This is a genomic window from Streptomyces sp. NPDC060194, from assembly GCF_042728285.1.
Classification (GTDB): Bacteria; Actinomycetota; Actinomycetes; order Streptomycetales; family Streptomycetaceae; genus Streptomyces.
This window is the reverse complement of record NZ_JBHWZH010000117.1, coordinates 1-18,949: the sequence shown is the minus strand read 5'-3', so window position 1 is coordinate 18,949 and position 18,949 is coordinate 1. Positions and strand designations below refer to the sequence as shown.

General features: G+C 73.0%; 15 protein-coding genes and 1 pseudogene. 5 read left to right on the top strand and 11 right to left on the bottom strand.

Features of this window, described 5'->3' with window-relative positions:
* Nucleotides 1-212 precede the first annotated feature (212 nt).
* A complete protein-coding gene (gene gabT, locus ACFWEG_RS22370; RefSeq protein ID WP_387217927.1) occupies nucleotides 213-1,544 on the top strand; it encodes a 4-aminobutyrate--2-oxoglutarate transaminase in 1,332 nt (443 codons plus the stop codon).
* A 564-nt stretch (nucleotides 1,545-2,108) separates the two neighbouring features.
* On the top strand, nucleotides 2,109-2,792 hold the full coding sequence (locus tag ACFWEG_RS22365; protein WP_387217924.1) for a phosphatase PAP2 family protein: 684 nt from the start codon (nucleotides 2,109-2,111) through the stop codon (nucleotides 2,790-2,792).
* Here ACFWEG_RS22365 and ACFWEG_RS22360 read toward each other — a convergent pair.
* The 8 genes from ACFWEG_RS22360 to ACFWEG_RS22325 form a co-directional block, all read right to left on the bottom strand.
* On the bottom strand, nucleotides 2,780-4,600 hold the full coding sequence (locus ACFWEG_RS22360; RefSeq protein ID WP_387217922.1) for a chitinase: 1,821 nt from the start codon (nucleotides 4,598-4,600) through the stop codon (nucleotides 2,780-2,782). The two genes, ACFWEG_RS22365 and ACFWEG_RS22360, sit on opposite strands and share 13 nt — an antisense overlap.
* Before the next feature lie 147 nt (nucleotides 4,601-4,747).
* Complete coding sequence (locus ACFWEG_RS22355) at nucleotides 4,748-5,239, bottom strand: hypothetical protein (RefSeq protein WP_387217919.1); 492 nt, start codon at nucleotides 5,237-5,239, stop codon at nucleotides 4,748-4,750.
* A gap of 126 nt (nucleotides 5,240-5,365) precedes the next feature.
* Entirely contained in the window at nucleotides 5,366-6,772 is a 1,407-nt protein-coding gene (locus tag ACFWEG_RS22350) for an NAD(P)/FAD-dependent oxidoreductase (RefSeq protein WP_387217917.1), read from the bottom strand.
* A gap of 60 nt (nucleotides 6,773-6,832) precedes the next feature.
* A complete protein-coding gene (locus tag ACFWEG_RS22345) occupies nucleotides 6,833-7,636 on the bottom strand; it encodes an ABC transporter permease (RefSeq protein WP_387217914.1) in 804 nt (267 codons plus the stop codon).
* Nucleotides 7,636-8,571 (bottom strand): ABC transporter permease, encoded by a 936-nt coding sequence (locus ACFWEG_RS22340; protein ID WP_387217911.1) that lies wholly within the window; start codon nucleotides 8,569-8,571, stop codon nucleotides 7,636-7,638. Before ACFWEG_RS22340 ends, ACFWEG_RS22345 begins: the two co-directional genes overlap by 1 nt.
* Nucleotides 8,568-9,704: an ABC transporter ATP-binding protein gene (locus tag ACFWEG_RS22335; protein ID WP_387217909.1), complete on the bottom strand. Its 1,137-nt coding sequence runs from the start codon at nucleotides 9,702-9,704 to the stop codon at nucleotides 8,568-8,570. The genes ACFWEG_RS22340 and ACFWEG_RS22335 overlap by 4 nt, the downstream gene beginning before the upstream one ends.
* Nucleotides 9,705-9,837: 133 nt before the next feature.
* Complete coding sequence (locus ACFWEG_RS22330) at nucleotides 9,838-11,034, bottom strand: PotD/PotF family extracellular solute-binding protein (protein ID WP_387217906.1); 1,197 nt, start codon at nucleotides 11,032-11,034, stop codon at nucleotides 9,838-9,840.
* Nucleotides 11,035-11,073: 39 nt separating this feature from the next.
* On the bottom strand, nucleotides 11,074-12,600 hold the full coding sequence (locus ACFWEG_RS22325; RefSeq protein WP_387217904.1) for a gamma-aminobutyraldehyde dehydrogenase: 1,527 nt from the start codon (nucleotides 12,598-12,600) through the stop codon (nucleotides 11,074-11,076).
* A 148-nt stretch (nucleotides 12,601-12,748) separates the two neighbouring features.
* Here ACFWEG_RS22325 and ACFWEG_RS22320 point away from each other — a divergent pair.
* Nucleotides 12,749-13,288, top strand: a pseudogene (locus tag ACFWEG_RS22320) (NADAR family protein); the annotation flags it as partial.
* Between the two features lie 200 nt (nucleotides 13,289-13,488).
* Here the strand turns inward: ACFWEG_RS22320 and ACFWEG_RS22315 are convergent.
* Nucleotides 13,489-14,427, bottom strand: coding sequence for a DUF4190 domain-containing protein (locus ACFWEG_RS22315; protein ID WP_387217902.1), 939 nt, complete (start codon nucleotides 14,425-14,427; stop codon nucleotides 13,489-13,491).
* A 93-nt stretch (nucleotides 14,428-14,520) separates the two neighbouring features.
* On the opposite strand from ACFWEG_RS22315, the gene ACFWEG_RS22310 reads away from it, so the two are divergent.
* Together ACFWEG_RS22310 and ACFWEG_RS22305 are read left to right on the top strand one after the other, a co-directional pair.
* Entirely contained in the window at nucleotides 14,521-15,570 is a 1,050-nt protein-coding gene (locus ACFWEG_RS22310) for an adenosine deaminase (protein WP_387217900.1), read from the top strand.
* 62 nt (nucleotides 15,571-15,632) lie between these two features.
* On the top strand, nucleotides 15,633-16,319 hold the full coding sequence (locus tag ACFWEG_RS22305) for a glycerophosphodiester phosphodiesterase (RefSeq protein ID WP_387217897.1): 687 nt from the start codon (nucleotides 15,633-15,635) through the stop codon (nucleotides 16,317-16,319).
* Here ACFWEG_RS22305 and ACFWEG_RS22300 read toward each other — a convergent pair whose 3' ends face one another.
* Together ACFWEG_RS22300 and ACFWEG_RS22295 are read right to left on the bottom strand one after the other, a co-directional pair.
* On the bottom strand, nucleotides 16,320-17,513 hold the full coding sequence (locus ACFWEG_RS22300) for a PotD/PotF family extracellular solute-binding protein (protein WP_387217929.1): 1,194 nt from the start codon (nucleotides 17,511-17,513) through the stop codon (nucleotides 16,320-16,322). It lies immediately after the preceding gene.
* 106 nt (nucleotides 17,514-17,619) lie between these two features.
* A complete protein-coding gene (locus ACFWEG_RS22295; RefSeq protein ID WP_387217894.1) occupies nucleotides 17,620-18,597 on the bottom strand; it encodes an alpha/beta fold hydrolase in 978 nt (325 codons plus the stop codon).
* Nucleotides 18,598-18,949: the final 352 nt, after the last annotated feature.

Sequence of the window (18,949 nt, the reverse complement as noted above, 5' to 3'; positions counted from 1 at the left end):
GCCACCGCCAGCGACTGCGTCACCGCGCGGCCGGGGCGCCCCGGGCCGTGCGCTTCGCCGGGCGGCCCGCGCGGTTGCCCGCCGCGCACAACCGCGCGGACCCACTTCTCCCGAACGGAACATGCCCGGCCCCGCCGCCCGCGCCTAGCCTGCGAAGGTAGAAGAGCGGCGAAGTGCCCGTTTCCCCCCGTACGACCTCCAGGAGCCCCCACATGACCGCAGTCCCGCAGGAGCGCCGCGTCGTCACCGCGATCCCCGGCCCGAAGTCGCAGGAGTTGCAGCAGCGCCGGCTGGCCGCGGTGGCCGGCGGCGTGGGCTCGGTCCTGCCGGTCTTCACCGCGCGCGCCGGCGGCGGGATCATCGAGGACGTCGACGGGAACCGCCTGATCGACTTCGGCTCGGGCATCGCCGTCACCTCCGTCGGCGCCTCCGCCGAGGCCGTCGTCCGCCGCGCCTCCGCGCAGCTCCAGGACTTCACCCACACCTGTTTCATGGTCACCCCCTACGAGGGCTACGTCGCGGTCGCCGAGGCGCTCGCCGAGCTGACCCCGGGCGACCACGCGAAGAAGTCCGCGCTGTTCAACAGCGGCGCCGAGGCCGTCGAGAACGCCGTCAAGATCGCCCGCGCGTACACCAAGCGGCAGGCCGTCGTCGTCTTCGACCACGGCTACCACGGGCGCACCAACCTCACGATGGCGCTGACGGCGAAGAACATGCCGTACAAGCACGGCTTCGGCCCGTTCGCGCCCGAGGTCTACCGGGTGCCGGTGGCGTACGGCTACCGCTGGCCGACCGGCCCGGAGAACTGCGGCCCCGAGGCCTCCGCCCAGGCGATCGACCAGATCGCCAAGCAGATCGGCGCCGAGAACGTCGCCGCGATCATCATCGAGCCGGTGCTCGGCGAGGGCGGCTTCATCGAGCCCGCCAAGGGCTTCCTGCCGGCGATCGCGCAGTTCGCGAGGGACAACGGCATCGTCTTCGTCGCCGACGAGATCCAGTCCGGCTTCTGCCGCACCGGCCAGTGGTTCGCCTCCGAGGACGAGGGCATCGTCCCGGACCTGATCACCACCGCCAAGGGCATCGCGGGCGGCATGCCGCTCGCCGCCGTCACCGGCCGCGCCGAGATCATGGACGCCGCGCACGCGGGCGGCCTCGGCGGCACCTACGGCGGCAACCCGGTGGCCTGCGCGGCCGCGCTCGGCGCCATCGAGACGATGAAGGAGCTGGACCTCAACGGGCGCGCCAAGCGCATCGAGGAGGTCATGAAGGCCCGGCTGACCGCGATCCAGGAGAAGCACGACATCGTCGGCGACATCCGCGGCCGCGGCGCGATGATCGCGGTCGAGCTGGTGAAGTCGGGCACCAAGGACCCGAACCCGGAGGCCACCGCCGCGCTCGCCAAGGCCTGCCACCAGGAGGGCCTGCTGGTCCTCACCTGCGGCACCTACGGCAACGTGCTGCGCTTCCTGCCGCCGCTCGTCATCGGCGAGGACCTGCTCAACGAGGGCCTGGACATCATCGAGTCGGCGTTCGCCGCGCTCTGATCCGGCTCGCGCCGGTTCGGGTCGTGAGCACCGCTCGCGGTGGAGAGCGGCGCTCTCCGCGAAGAGCGGTGCTCATGACCGAGAGCGGTGCTCTCCGCGAGGAGCGGTGCTCGCGGCCGAGAGCAGTGCTCACGACCGACCGTAAGCACCACTCCCCCAGGTCGAGAGCGGCGCTCTCGCCCGCGAGCATCGCTCTCGGTCGGCCGCGCGTGCGGCAGCCCGCCGCGATCCGAGCGCACTGCCCACCCGCGGACGCGGCGGGCGCGGGCCCGGTCGAACACCCGGCCTGCGCACACGCGTCACCACCCTTCGCACGGAACCGTAAGGCCGTGTGAAGAAGTCGTGCGGGGCGGCGTCCGGAAGGCCGATCCGGCTCCGCACACCCTCGCCGGTGGCGTACGGTTTCCACGGATGAGAGAAGCACCCCGCCCACGGGAGACCGTGGGTGAGCCCGGTTCGGAGCCTCCCCAGCCCCACCCCGGGCCTGCGTTCGCGCATGCTTCCGGAGCCTCGCGCTCCGGCTCTCCTCGACCGGACGGCGATCCACCCCATCCCCCCCGGGGTGTGCGCCGACCCGGTCCCGTCGGCCGCCCGGGAACCACCCCCCCTGTTCCCGGGCGGCCGGCCCCTTTCCCCCTGCGGGCCACGGCCGCCGTCTGCGCCGTCCTCTTCACCCTGATCACCTGGCAGGTCGCCGCGCACGGTCCGCTGTGGCGGCTCGACGTGCGGGCCGGCGAGGCGGTCGCGGGGCGCGGGCCCGCCGGGCTCGCGGAGTTCTTCGCCGACCTCGGCAACCCGGAGGTCGCCGGGCCCGTCCTCGCCGTGGCGATGGCGTACGGGCTGCGGCGCGGCCTGCGGGCGCCGGTGTACACGGCCGGGCTGGCGCTGCTCGCCGTGCCGCTGCTGGTCGTCCCGCTCAAGCTGCTCCTCGCCCGCCCCGGCACCCCCGTCGTGCCGCCGGGCACCGGCTACTACCCGTCGGGGCACACCGCCACCGCGGCGGTCGCCTACGGTTCCGCGGCCCTCCTGCTCGTCGCGTGCGCCCGCGCCCCCGGACGGCTGGTGCCCGCCGCCCTCCTGGCGCTCGCCGGAGCGCTGACGGGGGCGACGGGCACCGGTCTCGTCCTGCGCGGCTACCACTGGCCGCTGGACGTCCTGGCGAGCCTGTGCCTCAGCGGGGTGCTGCTGGCGGCGGTCGCCGGGACCGTCCTCAGGTCACGGGCAGCCGGCGGACGTCAGCCGAAGTAGGCGTCGAAGTTCCGGCTGAACTCACCCCCGTTGAACCGGTCCCAGTTGATGGACCACGTCATCAGCCCGCGCAGGGCCGGCCACGTGCCGTGCGTCGCGTACGAGCCGCAGTTGGTCTTCTTCGTCAGGCAGTCCAGCGCCTTGTTGACCTCCGCGGACGACACGTGCCCGTTCCCCGCCTGCGGCGACGCCGGCATCCCGATCGCGACCTGCTCCGGCCGCAGCGGCGGGAACACCCGCGAGGTGTTGCCCGCGACGGGGAAGCCGGTGAGCAGCATGTCGGTCATGGAGATGTGGAAGTCCGCGCCGCCCATGGTGTGGTACTGGTTGTCGAGCCCCATGATCGGCCCGGAGTTGTAGTCCTGGACGTGCAGCAGCGTCAGGTCGTTCCGCATCGCGTGGATCACCGGCAGGTACGCCCCGGCGCGCGGGTCCTGCCCGCCCCACTGGCCGACGCCGTAGTACTGGTAGCCGAGCTGGACGAAGAACGTCTCCGGGGCCATCGTCAGCACGAAGTCCTGGCCGTACCTGGCCTTCAGCGTCTTCAGCGCGGAGATCAGGTTGACGATGACCGGGCTGGTCGGGTTGCGGAAGTCGGTGTCGGAGGGGTCGAGGGCGAGGGAGTGGCCCTCGAAGTCGATGTCCAGGCCGTCGAGGCCGTAGTCGTCGATGATCTTCGAGACGGAGCTGACGAACGCGTCGCGGGCGGCGGTCGTGGTGAGCCGGACCTGGCCGTTCTGGCCGCCGATCGAGATCAGCACCTTCTTGCCCTGCGCCTGCTTGGCCTTGATCGCGGCCTTGAAGTCCGCCTCGGACTCGACGTTCGGGCACTCGGCGACGGGGCAGAGCTTGAAGCGGATGTCGCCGCTGGTCACCGTGGTGGGCTCGCCGAAGGAGAGGTTGATGACGTCCCAGGAGGCGGGTACGTCGGCCATCCGGACGTAGCCGGAGCCGTTGGCGAAGCTGGAGTGCAGGTAGCCGACGAGGGCGTGGGCGGGCAGGTCGACCGGGTCGGGGTCGGGGTTCGTACCGCCGGGTGCCGTGGTGACGGTGAGCGGCGCGGACTTCGCGGACTCGCCGTCTGCGTTGGAGGCGGTGACCTGGAGCGAGTACGCCGTCGACGGGCTGAGCCCGGTCAGGGTGGCCGAGGTGCCGCTGACGGTGGCCGCCTTGGTCCCGTTGCGGTAGACCGCGTACGAGGTGGCGCCTGAGGACGGCGACCAGCTCAGGGCGGCGCTGGAGGAGGTGACCGCGCCGGCGGTCAGACCGGCCGGCGGGGCGGGCGGCTGGGGCTGGGTGGTGCCGCCGCCGGGGCCGAAGAGGCTGATGTCGTCGGCGTTGTACGCCGGGGTGCCGTACCAGCCGTGGGTGTAGATCGTCACCGAGGTGGTGCTCGCGCCGGTCCTGAACGTGGTGCTGAGCTGCTGCCAGTTGGCCGCCGAGGGGGTCCAGGTGGACACGTCCGTGGTGCCGGTGCCGCTCGCGCCGAGGTAGACGTACGAGCCGCGCACCCAACCGCTCAGCGTGTAGGACGAGTTGGGCTGGACGGTGACGGTCTGCGAGCACTTGGCGTTGTCGCTGCCGGCCGGGGTGGCGAGCAGCGCGGACGAACCGCCGTGCACCGGGCTGGAGACGGTGGTGCCAGCCGTGCAACTCCAGTTGCCCAGGCCGGACTCGAAGCCGCCGTTGCGGGCGAGTTCGCCGTCGGCGGCGGTGGCCGTCGCGGCCGAGAGGCCGGTCGCGGCGAGGGCGAGGACGAGCAGGGCGGGCAGGCGTCTGCGGGTACGGAGGGGTCCGGGACGGTCCACAACTGCCTCCAGGCTTGGGGGAGAAGGAGGTCGGGCGCGGCCGGCACGGGGGCCGGGCGCGTCGCAGGGTGCGCTCAATTTGGTCCAGACCAATGGGGTTGTCAAGGGTGCGGGCCCCACCGGGGTGCGGTGCGGCCCTCGGAGCACTCACTCCCCGGGGTCCGCGCGCTCCCGGCCCGCCGCAGCCTCGTGTACGGCCAGCTCCAGGACGCCGGGGTCGGTGAGGGTGCCGGAGCCGTCGGGGGCGACGATCCAGCGGACGCCGCCGAGGGCCGTGCGGCCGGGGTAGGGGACGACGATCCACGTTCCGCGGCCGGCGCCGCGGATGCCGGTGCCGAGCCAGCGCTCGGACGTCCCCGGTGGCACGAAGAAGCCGAGCCGGGTGTCGCCGAACCCGGCGAGGACGGGCCCGGGCCGGTCGAGGAACCGCGTCAGGATGTCGAGCGTCGGGTGCCCCAGCTCCCCCGGCAGGATCAGCACGTCCCACAACCGCCCCGCCGGCAGCAGCACGATCCCGTGCGGGCTCCGCTCCCACTCCCACCGGCACGCGTCCGGCCGCGGCGCCGCGGCCGCCAGCCACTCCACCGCGGCCCGCACCCCCCTGGGACCCGTCCCCGAGCTGCTGTCGTCGCCCGCCATCACTCCTCCTTCGTGCACGCGTGCGTCGCGTGTCACTGGGGAGAGCGCGCCCGGGGGCGGGCATTACGCGGGTTCGGGGCGCGAAACGGAGTGATCCCGGTCACCGCCGCCCGCGCCCCGGGGGCCTCAGCTGTCGAAGCCGAGGCCGAGGCGGTCCATGGTCCGCAGCCACAGGTCGCGGCGGCCGGTCGCGTCCTCGCGGGCCATCGAGCGCTTGGTGATCTCGATGCCGGCCCAGGCGATCGGGTCGGGCGGGAAAGGCAGCGGCCTGCGGCGCACCATCTCCAGCTCCGTGCGCTCGGTCCGCTCGCCGGCGAGCAGGTCGAGCATCACGTCCGCGCCGAAGCGGGTCGCTCCGACGCCCAGCCCGGTGTACCCGGCCGCGTAGGCCACCTTCCCGGCGTGCGCGGTGCCGAAGAACGCCGAGAACCGGGTGCAGGTGTCGATCGCCCCGCCCCAGGTGTGGGTGAACCGGAGCCCCTCCAGCTGCGGGAAGCAGGCGAAGAAGTGCTCGGCGAGCCTGGCGTACGTCTCGGGCCGGTGGTCCAGCTCGGCGCGGACCTTGCCGCCGTAGGGGTAGATCGCGTCGTAGCCGCCCCACAGGATGCGGTTGTCGGCGGTGATCCGGAAGTAGTGGAACTGGTTGGCGCTGTCGCCGAGCCCCTGCCGGTTCTTCCAGCCGACCGAGGCGAGCTGCTCGGCGGAGAGCGGCTCGGTGACCAGCACGTAGTCGTAGACGGGGACGGTCAGCGGGCGGATCCGCCGCACCAGCGACGGGAACACGTTCGTGCCCAGCGCGACCCGGCGGGCGAAGACGCGCCCGTAGGGGGTGCGGACGGCCATCCCAGCGCCGCGCGCGGCGAGCGCCGTGCCGGGGGTGTGCTCGTGGATCCGCACGCCGAGGTCCGCGCAGGCGCGCTTGAGGCCCCAGGCGAGCTTCGCCGGGTCGAGCATGGCGACGCCGTGGCGGTCGTACAGCCCGCCGACGAAGGTCGGCGAGTCGACCTCCGCGCGGACCGCGTCCCGGTCCAGGAGCTCCACGCCCTCGTCGAGGCCGAGCCGCCGCAGCTCCTCGTAGGTCTCGGTGAGCCCGTCGAGCTGGTGCGGCGCGGTGGCCACGTCGATCTCACCGCTGCGCTCGAACGCGCAGTCGATGCCGTGGCGGCGCAGGGTGTCCTCGATGCCGTCGAGGTTGCGCGCGCCGAGCTCCTCCAGCTTCGCCAGCTCGCCCGGCCACCGGGTGAGGCCGTTGGAGATGCCGTGGGTGAGGGAGGCGGCGCAGAAGCCGCCGTTGCGGCCCGACGCGGCCCAGCCGATCTCCTGGGCCTCGATCAGGACGACGTCCCGGCCGGGGTCGCGCTCCTTGGCGAGCAGCGCGGTCCACAGCCCGCTGTACCCCCCGCCGACGACGAGCAGGTCGCAGCTCTCGTCGCCGGACAGGGCGGGCAGCGCGGCGGGGCGGCCGGGGTCCTCCAGCCAGAACGGGGAGGGACGGGCGTCGGTCAGCGACGCGGTGATGTGTGCACTGCTCATGGCACGACGTACGGCCATGGCTCTCAGCTCCCTTGCGCACCCCTGCGGGTGTCTCTGCTCCTACGGTGCGGCGCTCTTCCTGCGCCGGCCGGCCACGAACTGGCCGGTGAGGACCACCAGCACCGCGATGACGAACATCGCCGTGCCGATGACGTTGATCTGCACAGGCGTACCGCGCTGGGCCGATCCCCACACGAACATGGGGAAGGTGACGGTGGAGCCCGAGTTGAAGTTGGTGATGATGAAGTCGTCGAACGACAGGGCGAACGACAGCAGCGCGCCGGCCGCGATGCCGGGCGCGGCGATCGGCAGCGTCACCCGGAGGAACGTCTGCACGGGCCCGGCGTAGAGGTCGCGTGCGGCCTCCTCCAGGCGCGGGTCCATGGACAGCACGCGCGCCTTGACCGCCGCGACGACGAAGCTCAGGCAGAACATGATGTGCGCGATGAGGATCGTCCAGAAGCCGAGCGGCACGCCCATGTTGAGGAAGAGCGTGAGCAGCGAGGCCGCCATCACGATCTCGGGCATCGCCATCGGCAGGAAGATCAGCGAGTTGACCGCGCCGCGCGCCTTGAAGCGGTAGCGGGCCATCGCGAAGGCGATCATCGTGCCGAGGGCGGTCGCGGCGATCGTCGACCACAGGGCGATCTGGAGGCTCAGGGACAGCGAGCCGCACAGGTCCTGGACGCCGCAGGGGTCCTTCCAGGCGTCGAGCGAGAACTCCGTCCAGGTGTAGTTGAACCGCCCGGTGGGGTTGTTGAACGAGAACACCGTGACGACGACGTTGGGGAGGATCAGGTAGGCGAGCGTGGCGAGGCCCGCGAGGACCACCCCGTTGCGCCTCAGCCAGCGGACGGCGGCCATCAGACGAGGTCCTCCGTTCCGGCGCGGCGGATGTAGACCGTGACCATGAGCAGCACCACCGCCATGAGGATGAAGGACAGCGCGGCGGCCGTCGGGTAGTCGAGCACGGTCAGGAACTGCGTCTGGATGACGCTGCCGATCATGCGGGTGTCGGTGGAGCCGAGCAGCTGGGCGTTGATGTAGTCGCCGCTCGCGGGGATGAAGGTGAGCAGCGTCCCGGAGACGACGCCGGGCATCGACAGCGGGAACGTCACCTTGCGGAAGACGGTGGCCGGGGCGGCGTAGAGGTCGCCGGCGGCCTCGTGGAGCCGGCCGTCGATCCGCTCCAGCGAGGTGTAGAGCGGCAGGATCATGAACGGCAGGAAGTTGTACGTGAGCCCGCAGACCACCGCGAGCGGGGTGGCGAGCACCCGGCTGCCGTCGGTCCAGCCGAGCCAGGAGGTGACGTCGAGGACGTGCAGCGCGTCGAGCGCGCCGACCACCGGGCCGCCGTCCGCCAGGATCGTCTTCCAGGCCAGGGTGCGGATCAGGAAGCTGGTGAAGAACGGGGCGATGACCAGGACGAGCACCAGGTTCCGCCAGCGGCCCGCCTTGAACGCGATCAGGTACGCCAGCGGGTAGCCGAGCAGCAGGCAGAGCAGGGTGGCGGTGCCCGCGTAGACCAGCGAGCGGATCATCTGCGGCCAGTACGCGCCGAGCGCGTCCCAGTAGGTCGCGACGTGCCAGGTGACCTCGTAGCCCTCGGTGAGGGAGCCGGTCTGCACGGACGTGGAGGCCTGGTAGAGCATCGGCAGCGCGAAGAAGACGAGCAGCCAGAGGATGCCGGGCAGCAGCAGCCAGTACGGGACGAGCCGCTTGCGGGCGGAGGGCTTGTGGACGACGGGGGCGGGCGGGGCCTCGGGGGTCCCGGTGTCCTTGGTGAGCGTCGTGCTCATGCGGTCTCCCCCACCCCGGCGTCGATCGCCTGGTCGGCGTCCAGGCCGAAGGTGTGCTCGGGGTTCCAGTGCAGGACGACCCGCGCGCCGGGCGCGAGCCGGGCGTCACGCTCCACGTTCTGGACGTAGACCTCCAGCGTGGGACGGCCGGGGCTGTCGACCAGGTACTGGGTGGAGACGCCGATGAACGACGAGGCGGCGACGGTCCCGGTGACCCGGTTGCGGCCGGCGGGGACGGTGTCGGCGTCGTCCGCGTGGGTGAGGCTGATCTTCTCCGGGCGCACGCCGACGACGATCCGGTCCCCGGCGCTCACGCTGCCGGCGGAACATCGCCCGGCGGGCAGCCGCAGCTTGCAGTCGCCGGCGGCCACCACCAGGTCGCCGGCGGCCTCGACGACCTCGGCGGGGATGAGGTTGGAGGTGCCGAGGAAGTTGGCGACGAACGTGGTGCCCGGGTTCTCGTACAGCTCGGCGGGCGCGCCCAGCTGCTCGACGCGGCCGCCGTTCATGACCGCGACCTGGTCGGCCATGGTCATGGCCTCCTCCTGGTCGTGGGTGACGTGCACGAAGGTGATGCCGACCTCGGTCTGGATCCGCTTGAGTTCCAGCTGCATCTGGCGGCGCAGCTTGAGGTCGAGCGCGCCGAGCGGCTCGTCGAGCAGGAGCACCTGCGGGTGGTTGATGAGCGCGCGGGCGAGCGCGACGCGCTGTTGCTGGCCGCCGGAGAGCTGGGCGGGTTTGCGGTGCGCCTTGTCGCCGAGCTGGACGAGGTCGAGCATCTCGTCGACCTGCTTCTTCACCGACTTGATGCCGCGCCGGCGCAGCCCGAAGGCGACGTTCTCGGCGATGTCCAGGTGCGGGAAGAGCGCGTAGGACTGGAAGACGGTGTTCACCGGCCGCTTGTGGGGCGGCAGGTGGGTGACGTCCCGGTCGCCGAGGAGCACGGTGCCGGTGCTGGGCTCCTCCAGGCCGGCGATCATCCGCAGCGTGGTGGTCTTGCCGCAGCCGGACGCGCCGAGCAGCGCGAAGAACGAGCCCTGCGGGACGGTCAGGTCGAGCGGGTGCACGGCGGTGAAGGAGCCGTACGACTTGCTGATCCCGGTGAGACGGACATCGCCGCCGGTGGTGGTCATGGGGTGTTGCGGTCCTTTCCGAAAGGGCCGGCGCGCGGGGGTGCGGGCGGCGGCGGGGCTGGGGGGACGCGGGTCCGGGCGGTGCGGCGGGGGCCCGGCGGGGTGCCGGGCCGGGGGTGGCCCGGGGCGCGTCTCAGCCGCCGATGAGCTTGGCGAACCTGCCCTCGAACGCGGTCTCTTCCTTCGCGGTCAGCGAGCGGAAGCCGTGCGACTTCGCGGCCATCGCCTTGTCCGGCAGGATCAGCGTGTTCGACGCCATCGACTCGTCGATCTTCGCGAGCTCGTCGCGCACGCCGTCCACCGGGCAGACGTAGTTGATGTACGCGGCGAGCTGGGCGGCGACCGGGGGCTGGTAGTAGTGGTCGATCAGCCGCTCGGCGTTGGTCTTGTGCCGGGCCTTCGCCGGGACGAGCAGGTTGTCGGAGGACGTGATGTAACCGGCCTCGGGAATCACGTACTTGATGTCCGGGTTGCCGGCCTGGAGCTGGATGACGTCGCCGGCCCAGGCGAGGCAGGCGGCGATGTCGCCCTTGTCGAGGTCGGCGGTGTAGTCGTTGCCGGTGAACCGGCGGATCTGCTTGCGGTCCTCGGCCTTCTGCACCCGGGCGATCGCCGCGTCGAAGTCGTCGGCGGTGAAGGAGCGGGGGTCCTTGCCCTGGTCGAGCATGGTCATGCCGACGGTGTCGCGCATCTCGGAGAGGAGCCCGACGCGGCCCTTGAGCCAGGGCGCATCGAGCAGGTCGGAGACCGAGGTCACCTCGCGGCCGTCGGTGGCCTTGGCGTTGTAGGCGATGACCGTGGATATGCCGGTCCAGGGGTAGGAGTAGGCGCGGCCGGGGTCCCAGTCGGGGTCGCGGAACTGGGGGGCGAGGTTGGCGAAGGCGTGCGGCAGGTTCGACGGGTCGAGCTTCTGGACCCAGCCGAGGCGGATCATCCGGGCGGCGAGCCAGTCGGTCACGCAGATCAGATCGCGGCCGGTGTCCTGGCCGGCGGCGAGCTGCGGCTTGATCTTGCCGAAGAACTCGACGTTGTCGTTGATGTCCTCGACGTACTTGACCTTGATGCCGGTGCGCTGGGTGAACGCGGCCAGCGTCGGGCGGGACTTCTCGTCCTCGCTGGTGTCCATGTACTCGGTCCAGTTGGAGAAGTTGAGCGTCTTCTCCTTGGACGAGAAGTCGTCGGACTTCTCGTCGGCGGTCCGCTGGGCCGGCGGGATGCCGCAGGCGGCGGTGAGCGCGCCCAGCGAACCGACGGTCAGCAGGGACCGGCGGGTGAGGGCCCCGCGGCCGCGTTCGGCGGTCGGCGCCGTGGACGAACGGTGGTGCTGCATGCGCTCTGTGCTCCCTGTGTCCGAGTGACTGGGCGTGACTTATCGGTCCCCGAAGATCGTGCGGTGCCAGTCCTTGCGGGCGACCGCCGTGTTGTCGTACATCACGTGTTTGACCTGCGTGTACTCCTCGAACGAGTACGACGACATGTCCTTGCCGAAGCCGGACGCCTTGTACCCGCCGTGCGGCATCTCGCTGAGGATCGGGATGTGGTCGTTGACCCACACGCAGCCCGCCTGGATCTCGCGGGTGGCCCGCCCGGCGCGGTAGACGTCCCGGGTCCAGGCGGAGGCGGCGAGGCCGTAGGGGGTGTCGTTGGCGAGCGCGATCCCGTCGTCGTCGCTGTCGAAGGGCAGCACGACGAGGACGGGGCCGAAGACCTCCGCCTGGACGATCTCGCTGTCCTGGGGGGCGTCGGCGATCAGGGTGGGCGGGTAGAAGGCGCCCTCGCCCTTGACCGGCTCGCCGCCGGTGACGACGGTGGCGTACCCGCGGGCCCGCTCGACGATCGCGGCGACGCGGTCGCGCTGCGCGGCGGAGACCAGCGGCCCGAGGTCGGTGTCGGCGGCGAACGGGTCGCCGACGCGGACGGACGCCATGACCTCGGCGACCTGTTCCACGAACGCGTCGTACAGCGGCCGCTGGACGTAGGCGCGGGTCGCCGCGGTGCAGTCCTGGCCGGTGTTGATGAGGGAGCCCGCGACCGCGCCGTGCACGGCGGCCTCCAGGTCGGCGTCGTCGAAGACGACGAAGGGGGCCTTGCCGCCGAGTTCGAGGTGCAGCCGCTTGACGGTGGCGGTCGCCAGCTCGGCGACGCGCTTGCCGACGGCGGTGGAGCCGGTGAACGACGTCATGGCGACGTCCGGGTGCGACACCAGGTGCTCGCCGGCGTCCTGCCCGGCCCCGGTGACGATGTTGACGACCCCGGCCGGGATGCCGGCCTCGGTGGCGGCCATCGCGAAGAGCAGCGAGGTGAACGGGGTCAGCTCGGCGGGCTTCAGGACGATCGTGTTGCCCGCGGCGATCGCCGGCAGGACCTTCCAGGCGGCCATCTGCAGCGGGTAGTTCCAGGGCGCGATCGACCCGACGACGCCGATCGGCTCGCGGCGGACGTACGAGGTGTGGTCGCCGGTGTACTCGCCGGCGGACTGGCCCTGGAGGTGGCGGGCGGCGCCGGCGAAGAACGCGGTGTTGTCGATGGTGCCGGGGACGTCGAACTCGCGGCTCAACTTGAGCGGCTTGCCGCACTGGAGGCTCTCGGCCTGCGCGAACTCCTCCGCGCGGTCGGCGAGCACGGCGGCGAAGCGGTGCAGGGCGTCGGAGCGCTCTCCCGGGGTCGCCCCGGACCAGCCGGGGAACGCGGCGCGGGCGGCGGCGACGGCGGCGTCCACGTCGGCGGTCCCGGCCAGCTCGTACGTCCACACGCGCGTGCCGGTCGCCGGGTCGACGACGTGGTGGGTCCGCCCGGACGTCCCCGCCCTCAGCTCGCCGGCGATGTACTGCGCCCCGGCCGGGAAGCGGTCCTCGGGGCGGAAACGGTTCTGCGTCTCGAAACGGTCGTCGGTCACGTGCGTGCTCTCCGTAGTTCCGGCTCGAATTGATTGCCGATCCTGGCAGAGGCGTCCCAGGTCAACAAGGGATTCCGTTGTTGCCTTTGGGTTACGCAACCGAATCGGTCGACCATGTGTCGGGCCCTGGCTGGATTGCCACGACGGAATGTCAGTGGTGGCTGCCATTCTCTTCTGCATGGGCGACATGGGGCGGATCAAGTACCTGTTCTTCTGGGGGCACACCCCCGACCCGCGGGGGCGGGTCACGGCGAGCTGCCTGAGCCAGTGGTGGCCCGCGCCGTTCACCGTGGAGGGGGTGGAGTACGCGACGGCGGAGCACTGGATGATGGCCGGCAAGGCGCGGCTCTTCGGTGACGCGGAGGCGGAGCGCCGGGCCGTCGAGGCGCCGAACCCGGCGCTGGCGAAGAAGGCGGGCCGGCTGGTCCGGGGCTTCGACGAGGCCGTCTGGGCCCGCGAGCGGCTCGCGATCGTCACCGCGGGGAGCATCCACAAGTTCGCGCGGCACCCCGCCCTGCGCGACTTCCTCCTCGCCACCGGCGACCGCGTCCTCGTCGAGGCGAGCCCTCTCGACCGCGTCTGGGGCATCGGCCTCGCCGCCGCCGACCCCCGCGCCCAGGACCCGGCCGCCTGGCGCGGCCTGAACCTCCTGGGCGAGGCCCTGATGGCGGCGCGGGCGTGGCTGCGGGAGGAGGTCTCTGACGACGCCTTCGACGCGTACCTGGCGAGGGTGGCGGCGCGGACCCTCGCGGAGGAGGGTGACGGGCCGAGGTGCTCGCTGGAGGAGGTGCTCGCCGACCTCGGCGGAGGCGGTGGCGGGGACCGGAAGGGCGCGTGAGACGCGCGCCGCGCCCGCGCGGGGCCGCGCCCTTTGTGCCTGGACGGCCGTCAGCGCGTCAGGGGCTCGCTGACCGACGTGCGGTACGTCGTGTCGTCGCCGTAGTCGTCGCCGCCGCCGGCGTCCTCGTTGATCGCCCAGAAGAGGAAGCCGAGGAAGACCGCGCTGACGACCGCGCCGATGGCGCCGAGGATGATGCCGGCGAGGGCGACGCCGCCGTTGTCCGCCTGGCCCCGGTTGGCCCGGCGGCGGCCGAGGATGCCGAAGACCAGGGCGAGCGCGCCGAGGACGACGCCGAGGCCCCAGACGCAGAAGAGGACGACGGAGACGATGCCGAGCACCAGCGCGGCGATGCCGAAGCCGTTCTGCGGCTGCGGACCGTGCGCGCCCGGCCAGCCGTAGCCGTACCCGCCGTAGCCGTACGGGGAGGGGGCGGGCGGGCCGGGGTGGCCCGGCATGGTGTGCGGGTAGCCGTACGCGGGCGAGGGCCCTTCAGGGCCCATCGGGGGCGGTGGGACGCCGTCGCCGGGGGGAACGGGCGTGCCCCAGCCGGTGTGCCCGCCGGGCGCGCCCCAGTGCGGGGCGGGCGCGGGGGTGGCGGGCGGGGGCGGGGCGGGCCAGTCGGGCGAGACCTCGCCGGGACCTCCCGCGCGGTCCGCCGGTTTGCTCAGCGAGACGCGCTCCTCCACCGGGCCGGCGGGACCGGCCGCGTCGCCGGGCTCGGGCGCGTGGTCGGGCATGGCTCCGGGCGCACCCGTCGAGCCTGCTTCCGCGCCGCCGAGGCCGGGCGCCTCGCTCCCCGGCAGACCGCCGGAACCTCCCCCGCCGCGCGCACCGGGAGCGATCGGCCCGTCGCCGCCGGACGCGCCCGCGCCGCCCGTGCCGGACGGGCCGGACGGCACGTCGAAGCTCCCCGCCCCCTCATCGCGCCGCCCGTGCTTGCGCTCCGGTGGGGCCCAGGGGTCGTCGTAGTCCGGCTGGTCGCTCACGTGGTCCCCCACTCGTCGCTTCGGGTCAGGCTCGGGCCCCCGCATACGATGATCCCAGCACCCGTCCGTCCGCCGCACCCCGGAGGCCCCCTCGTGACCGATCCGCACCCCCTGCTGCCGTTCGTCGAGGGCCTGCCGAAGGCGGAGCTGCACGTGCACCACGTCGGGTCGGCGTCCCCGCGCATCGTGGCGCAACTGGCCGCCCGCCACCCGGACTCCGAGGTCCCGACGGACCCCGCCGCGCTGGCGGAGTACTTCTCGTTCACGGACTTCGCGCACTTCATCCGCGTCTACCTGTCGGTGGTGGACCTGGTCCGCACCCCGGAGGACGTCCGGCTGCTGACGTTCGAGATCGCCCGGGACATGGCCCGGCAGAACATCCGCTACGCGGAGCTGACGATCACCCCCTGGTCGTCGACCCGCCGCGGGATCGAGGAGAAGGCCTTCATGGCCGCCATCGAGGAGGCGCGCCACCAGGCCGAGAGCGAGCTCGGCGTCGTCCTGCGCTGGATCTTCGACATCCCCGGCGAGGCGGGCCTGGAGGCGGCCGAGCAGACCGCACGCCTCGCGACCGAGGAGGGCGTGCGCCCCGAGGGCCTCGTCGCGTTCGGCCTCGGCGGCCCGGAGATCGGCGTCCCGCGCCCGCAGTTCAAGCCGTACTTCGACCGGGCGGTCGCCGCCGGCCTGCACTCCGTCCCGCACGCCGGCGAGACGACGGGACCCGGGACCGTCTGGGACGCGATCCGCGAGCTGGGCGCCGAGCGGATCGGCCACGGCACCAGCTCCGCGCAGGACCCCGAGCTGCTCGCGTACCTCGCCGAGCACCGCATCCCGCTGGAGGTCTGCCCGACCTCGAACATCGCCACCCGCGCCGTCGCGACGCTGGACGAGCACCCGCTGCGGACGTTCGTCGACGCCGGCGTCCTCGTGACGATCAACTCCGACGACCCGCCGATGTTCGGAACCGACCTCAACACCGAGTACGTCGTCGCCGCCCGCCTCCTCGACCTCGACGAGCGCGGTCTCGCCGCGCTGGCCAGGAACGCGGTGGAGGCGTCCTTCCTGGACGAGGCCGGCAAGGCGCGGATCGCCGCGGAGATCGACGCCTACACGGACGCGTACCTGGCGGCGAACGCGGGCTGACGCTCACGCGAACGGTCGGGACCCGCGAGGCGCGTGCGTCGCGCGGGGCCGACAATGGCGGCATGGGACATCAGGTCACCGTCGTCGGCCACCGCGGGGACCCCTACCGCGTACGGGAGAACACCCTCGCGTCGATCCGCTCGGCGTACGCGTACGGGGCGGACACCGTGGAGGTCGACGTCCGGCTGACCGCCGACCGCGTCCCCGTCCTCCTGCACGACGCCACCCTGAAGCGCCTGTGGGGCCCCGCCGTCCGGCTCGACGCCCTCACCGCCGACCGGCTGCGCGCCCTGACCGACGGCGGCGTCCCGACCCTCGCCGAGACGCTCGCCGCGGTCGGCGACCGCCCGCTCCTGCTCGACCTGCCCCACGCCTCCGAGGCCGCCGCCCGCAGAGTCGTCGGCGTGGTCCGGGACGCCGGCGCCGCCGACCGGGTCCACTACTGCGCCGGCCCCGCCGCCATGCTCGGCCTCCGCACCGCCGACCCCGCCGCCGAGATCGCCCTCACCTGCACGTCCGCGGCCGCACCCCGCCCCGCCCTCCTCGCGGCGATCCGCCCCCGCTACCTCAACTACCGCTTCGGGCTGGCCACTTCGGAGCTCGTCACCGCCGTCCACCACGCCGGCTACCTGCTCTCCACCTGGACCCCCGACACCGCCCGCTCCCTGCGCCGCCTCGTCACCGCCGGCGTCGACTCCATCACGACCAACCGCGTGGACGTCCTGGGCAGGGTCCTCGCGAGCCGCTGATCACAACCCCGCGATCGCGTTCCACTCCTTCGCCAGTTCCGTGCGTTCCTCCTGGGTGATGTCGCGGGCGATGGCGAGGCGGGAGCGCATGGCGTCGTCGGGGAAGATCAGGGGGTCCTCGGCGAGGGCGTTGGAGTCCTCGTCCTTGGCGGAGGCGAGGACGTCGCGGGCCGCGGGGACGGGGCAGACGTAGTTGACCCAGGCGGCGAGCTCGGCGGCGACCTCGGGGCGGTAGTAGTGGTCGATCAGGGCCTCGGCGTTCGCCTTGTGGCGGGCGAGGTCGGGGATCATCAGGGACTCGGCCCAGAGCTCGGCGCCCTCCTCGGGGACGAGGAACTCGATGTCGGGGTTGTCGGCCTGCAGCTGGATGACGTCGCCGCTGTAGGCCTGGCAGGCGAGGACGTCGCCGCTGGAGAGGTCCTTGATGTAGTCGTTGCCGGTGAAGCGGCGGATCTGGCGGCGGGAGACCTGGGTGCGCACCCGGTCGCACATGCGGTGGAAGTCGTCCCGCGTCCAGCGGGTGACGTCGACGCCGTCGCCCTGCATGAGCAGCGCGAACGCCTCGTCCATGCCGGAGAGCAGGGTGACCCGCCCGCGCAGGTCGTCGGCCCACAGGTCGTTCACACCGCGTATCTCGCGGCCGAGCGCCTTGCGGTTGTACGCGATGCCGGTGATCCCGGACTGCCAGGGCACGGACGCCGCGCGGCCGGGGTCGAAGGCGGGGGTGCGGAGCAGCGGGTCGAGGTACTTCTCGACGTGCGGCTGCCGGGCGCGGTCCATCTGCTGCACCCAGCCGAGGCGGACGAACCGCGCGGCCATCCAGTCGCTCATGACGATCAGGTCGCGCCCGGTCTCCTGGCGGTTCATCAGGGCCGGGCTGATCTTGCCGAAGAACTCGTCGTTGTCGTTGATCTCCTCGGTGTAGTTCACCTTCACGCCGGTGCGCGCGGTGAACGCGTCGAGGGTGGGCCGGCGGGAGGGCCGGTCGTCGTCGGTGTCGATGTAGAGCGGCCAGTTCGCGAAGTCGACCCGGCGCTCCCGCGCGGACCGGTCGCGCGCCCCGCGCTCGCCCGGTTCGATGTACGCGGCGGGCACCCCGCACCCGGCGAGCGTGAGCCCGGCGGCCCCGCCGCCGAGGGTGCGCAGGAGGGAGCGGCGGCTGAGGGTACGTGCTCGGGGCGTCGTCACGCGGATCAGCCTGCCGGGCGGGCGGCGGACGGACAATGGACGGCCCGTACGCCCGGGGGCGGGTGCGGCGGACAGGGTGTCGAGCGCCGCACCCGCCCCGTCCCCCGCGCGCTCACGCTCCGGGCAGCAGCCCCAGCCAGTCGACGAGCAGCCGGTTGACCTCCTCCGGCCGCTCCTGCTGGATCCAGTGCCCGCAGTCCTTGAGGATGTGCGACGAGACCAGACCGGGCATCGTGCGCGGGTACGCCTCGATCGCCTTCGCCTGCCAGTGGGTCGGGCCGTCGTGGTCGCCGCCGATGAAGAGCGACGGCTGGTGCAGCGGGGCGCCGCGCCAGGCCGCGAGGTCCACCCAGTCGCGGTCCATGTTGCGGTAGCGGTTGAGCCCGCCGGACAGCCCCGTGCGCTCGAACTCCCCTGCGTACAGGTCGAGTTCCTCCTCGGAGAGCCATGACGGCAGCCGCTCGGTGGAGAACCGGTCGCGCATCCGCCCGCCCGGCGGGACGAGGTGCATCGCCGCCTCGCCCGGGCCCGGCATGGTCTCGGCGGACGCGCCCGCGTAGAACCCGGCGAGCCAGCCGCGGACGTCCGGCTCGATCTCGGCCTCGGCCCGGCCGGGCTCCTGGAAGTAGGTGACGTAGAACTCCTCGTCCCCGCCCAGCCGCCGGAACGCGTCCGTCGGACGCGGCCCGCCCGGCGGGGTGTAGGGCACGCTGAGCAGGCCGACGGCCGTGAACACGTCGGGCCGCAGCAGCGCGGAGGCGGCGGCGATCGGCGACCCCCAGTCGTGGCCGACGACCGTCGCCGTCTGCACCCCGAGCGCGGCCACCACGCCGACGTTGTCCGCGACGTGCGCGAGCATCCCGTACGCCTCGACCTCGCGCGGCTTCGACGAGCGCCCGTAGCCGCGCACGTCCATCGCGACGGCCCGGTAGCCGGCCGCGGCGAGCGCGGGGAGCTGCCGGCGCCAGGAGAACCACGACTCGGGGAAGCCGTGCACGAGCAGGACCAGCGGCCCCTCCCCCTGCTCGGCGACGTGGATCCGGCCGCCGGGGACGTCGAGGAGCCGGTGGATCAGCGGGGCGTCGGTCATGGCGGCCTCCTGGGGCACGGGGTCCGGACCCCGTCCACCCGACCACACGGCGCGTCCGCTGTCGAGGACGGCACCCCTCCCCCACCCGCCCCCGGCCGGCGGCGGCGCGTCGCACGTCCGGCCGCGCCCCGGCCCGCACCCGGTGGCGTCCCCGCGCTACCCGCCGACCGGCGCCGGTGTCGAAGGCCACGAAGCCGGCGAACGCCTCGGAAGGCCCGTCGATCGGCGCACGGCGCGGAGCGTCCCCCGCACACCACACCCTCGCGGGCGAGGGGCACCCACGCGGGCGTGGTCCTTTTCCGTGCGGCCCGGGACGCGGTCCGGGGCGGGCTCGTCGGGCCCGGACACACCG

Excerpts from the sequence above, each read along its gene's own strand:
- ACFWEG_RS22335 (WP_387217909.1), bottom strand. The coding sequence starts at position 9,704 with ATGACCACCACCGGCGGCGATGTCCGTCTCACCGGGATCAGCAAGTCG.
- ACFWEG_RS22330 (WP_387217906.1), bottom strand. The coding sequence starts at position 11,034 with ATGCAGCACCACCGTTCGTCCACGGCGCCGACCGCCGAACGCGGCCGC.
- ACFWEG_RS22345 (WP_387217914.1), bottom strand. The coding sequence starts at position 7,636 with ATGGCCGCCGTCCGCTGGCTGAGGCGCAACGGGGTGGTCCTCGCGGGC.
- ACFWEG_RS22305 (WP_387217897.1), top strand. The coding sequence starts at position 15,633 with ATGGGACATCAGGTCACCGTCGTCGGCCACCGCGGGGACCCCTACCGC.
- ACFWEG_RS22350 (WP_387217917.1), bottom strand. The coding sequence starts at position 6,772 with ATGAGCAGTGCACACATCACCGCGTCGCTGACCGACGCCCGTCCCTCC.
- gabT (WP_387217927.1), top strand. The coding sequence starts at position 213 with ATGACCGCAGTCCCGCAGGAGCGCCGCGTCGTCACCGCGATCCCCGGC.
- ACFWEG_RS22340 (WP_387217911.1), bottom strand. The coding sequence starts at position 8,571 with ATGAGCACGACGCTCACCAAGGACACCGGGACCCCCGAGGCCCCGCCC.
- ACFWEG_RS22295 (WP_387217894.1), bottom strand. The coding sequence starts at position 18,597 with ATGACCGACGCCCCGCTGATCCACCGGCTCCTCGACGTCCCCGGCGGC.
- ACFWEG_RS22355 (WP_387217919.1), bottom strand. The coding sequence starts at position 5,239 with ATGGCGGGCGACGACAGCAGCTCGGGGACGGGTCCCAGGGGGGTGCGG.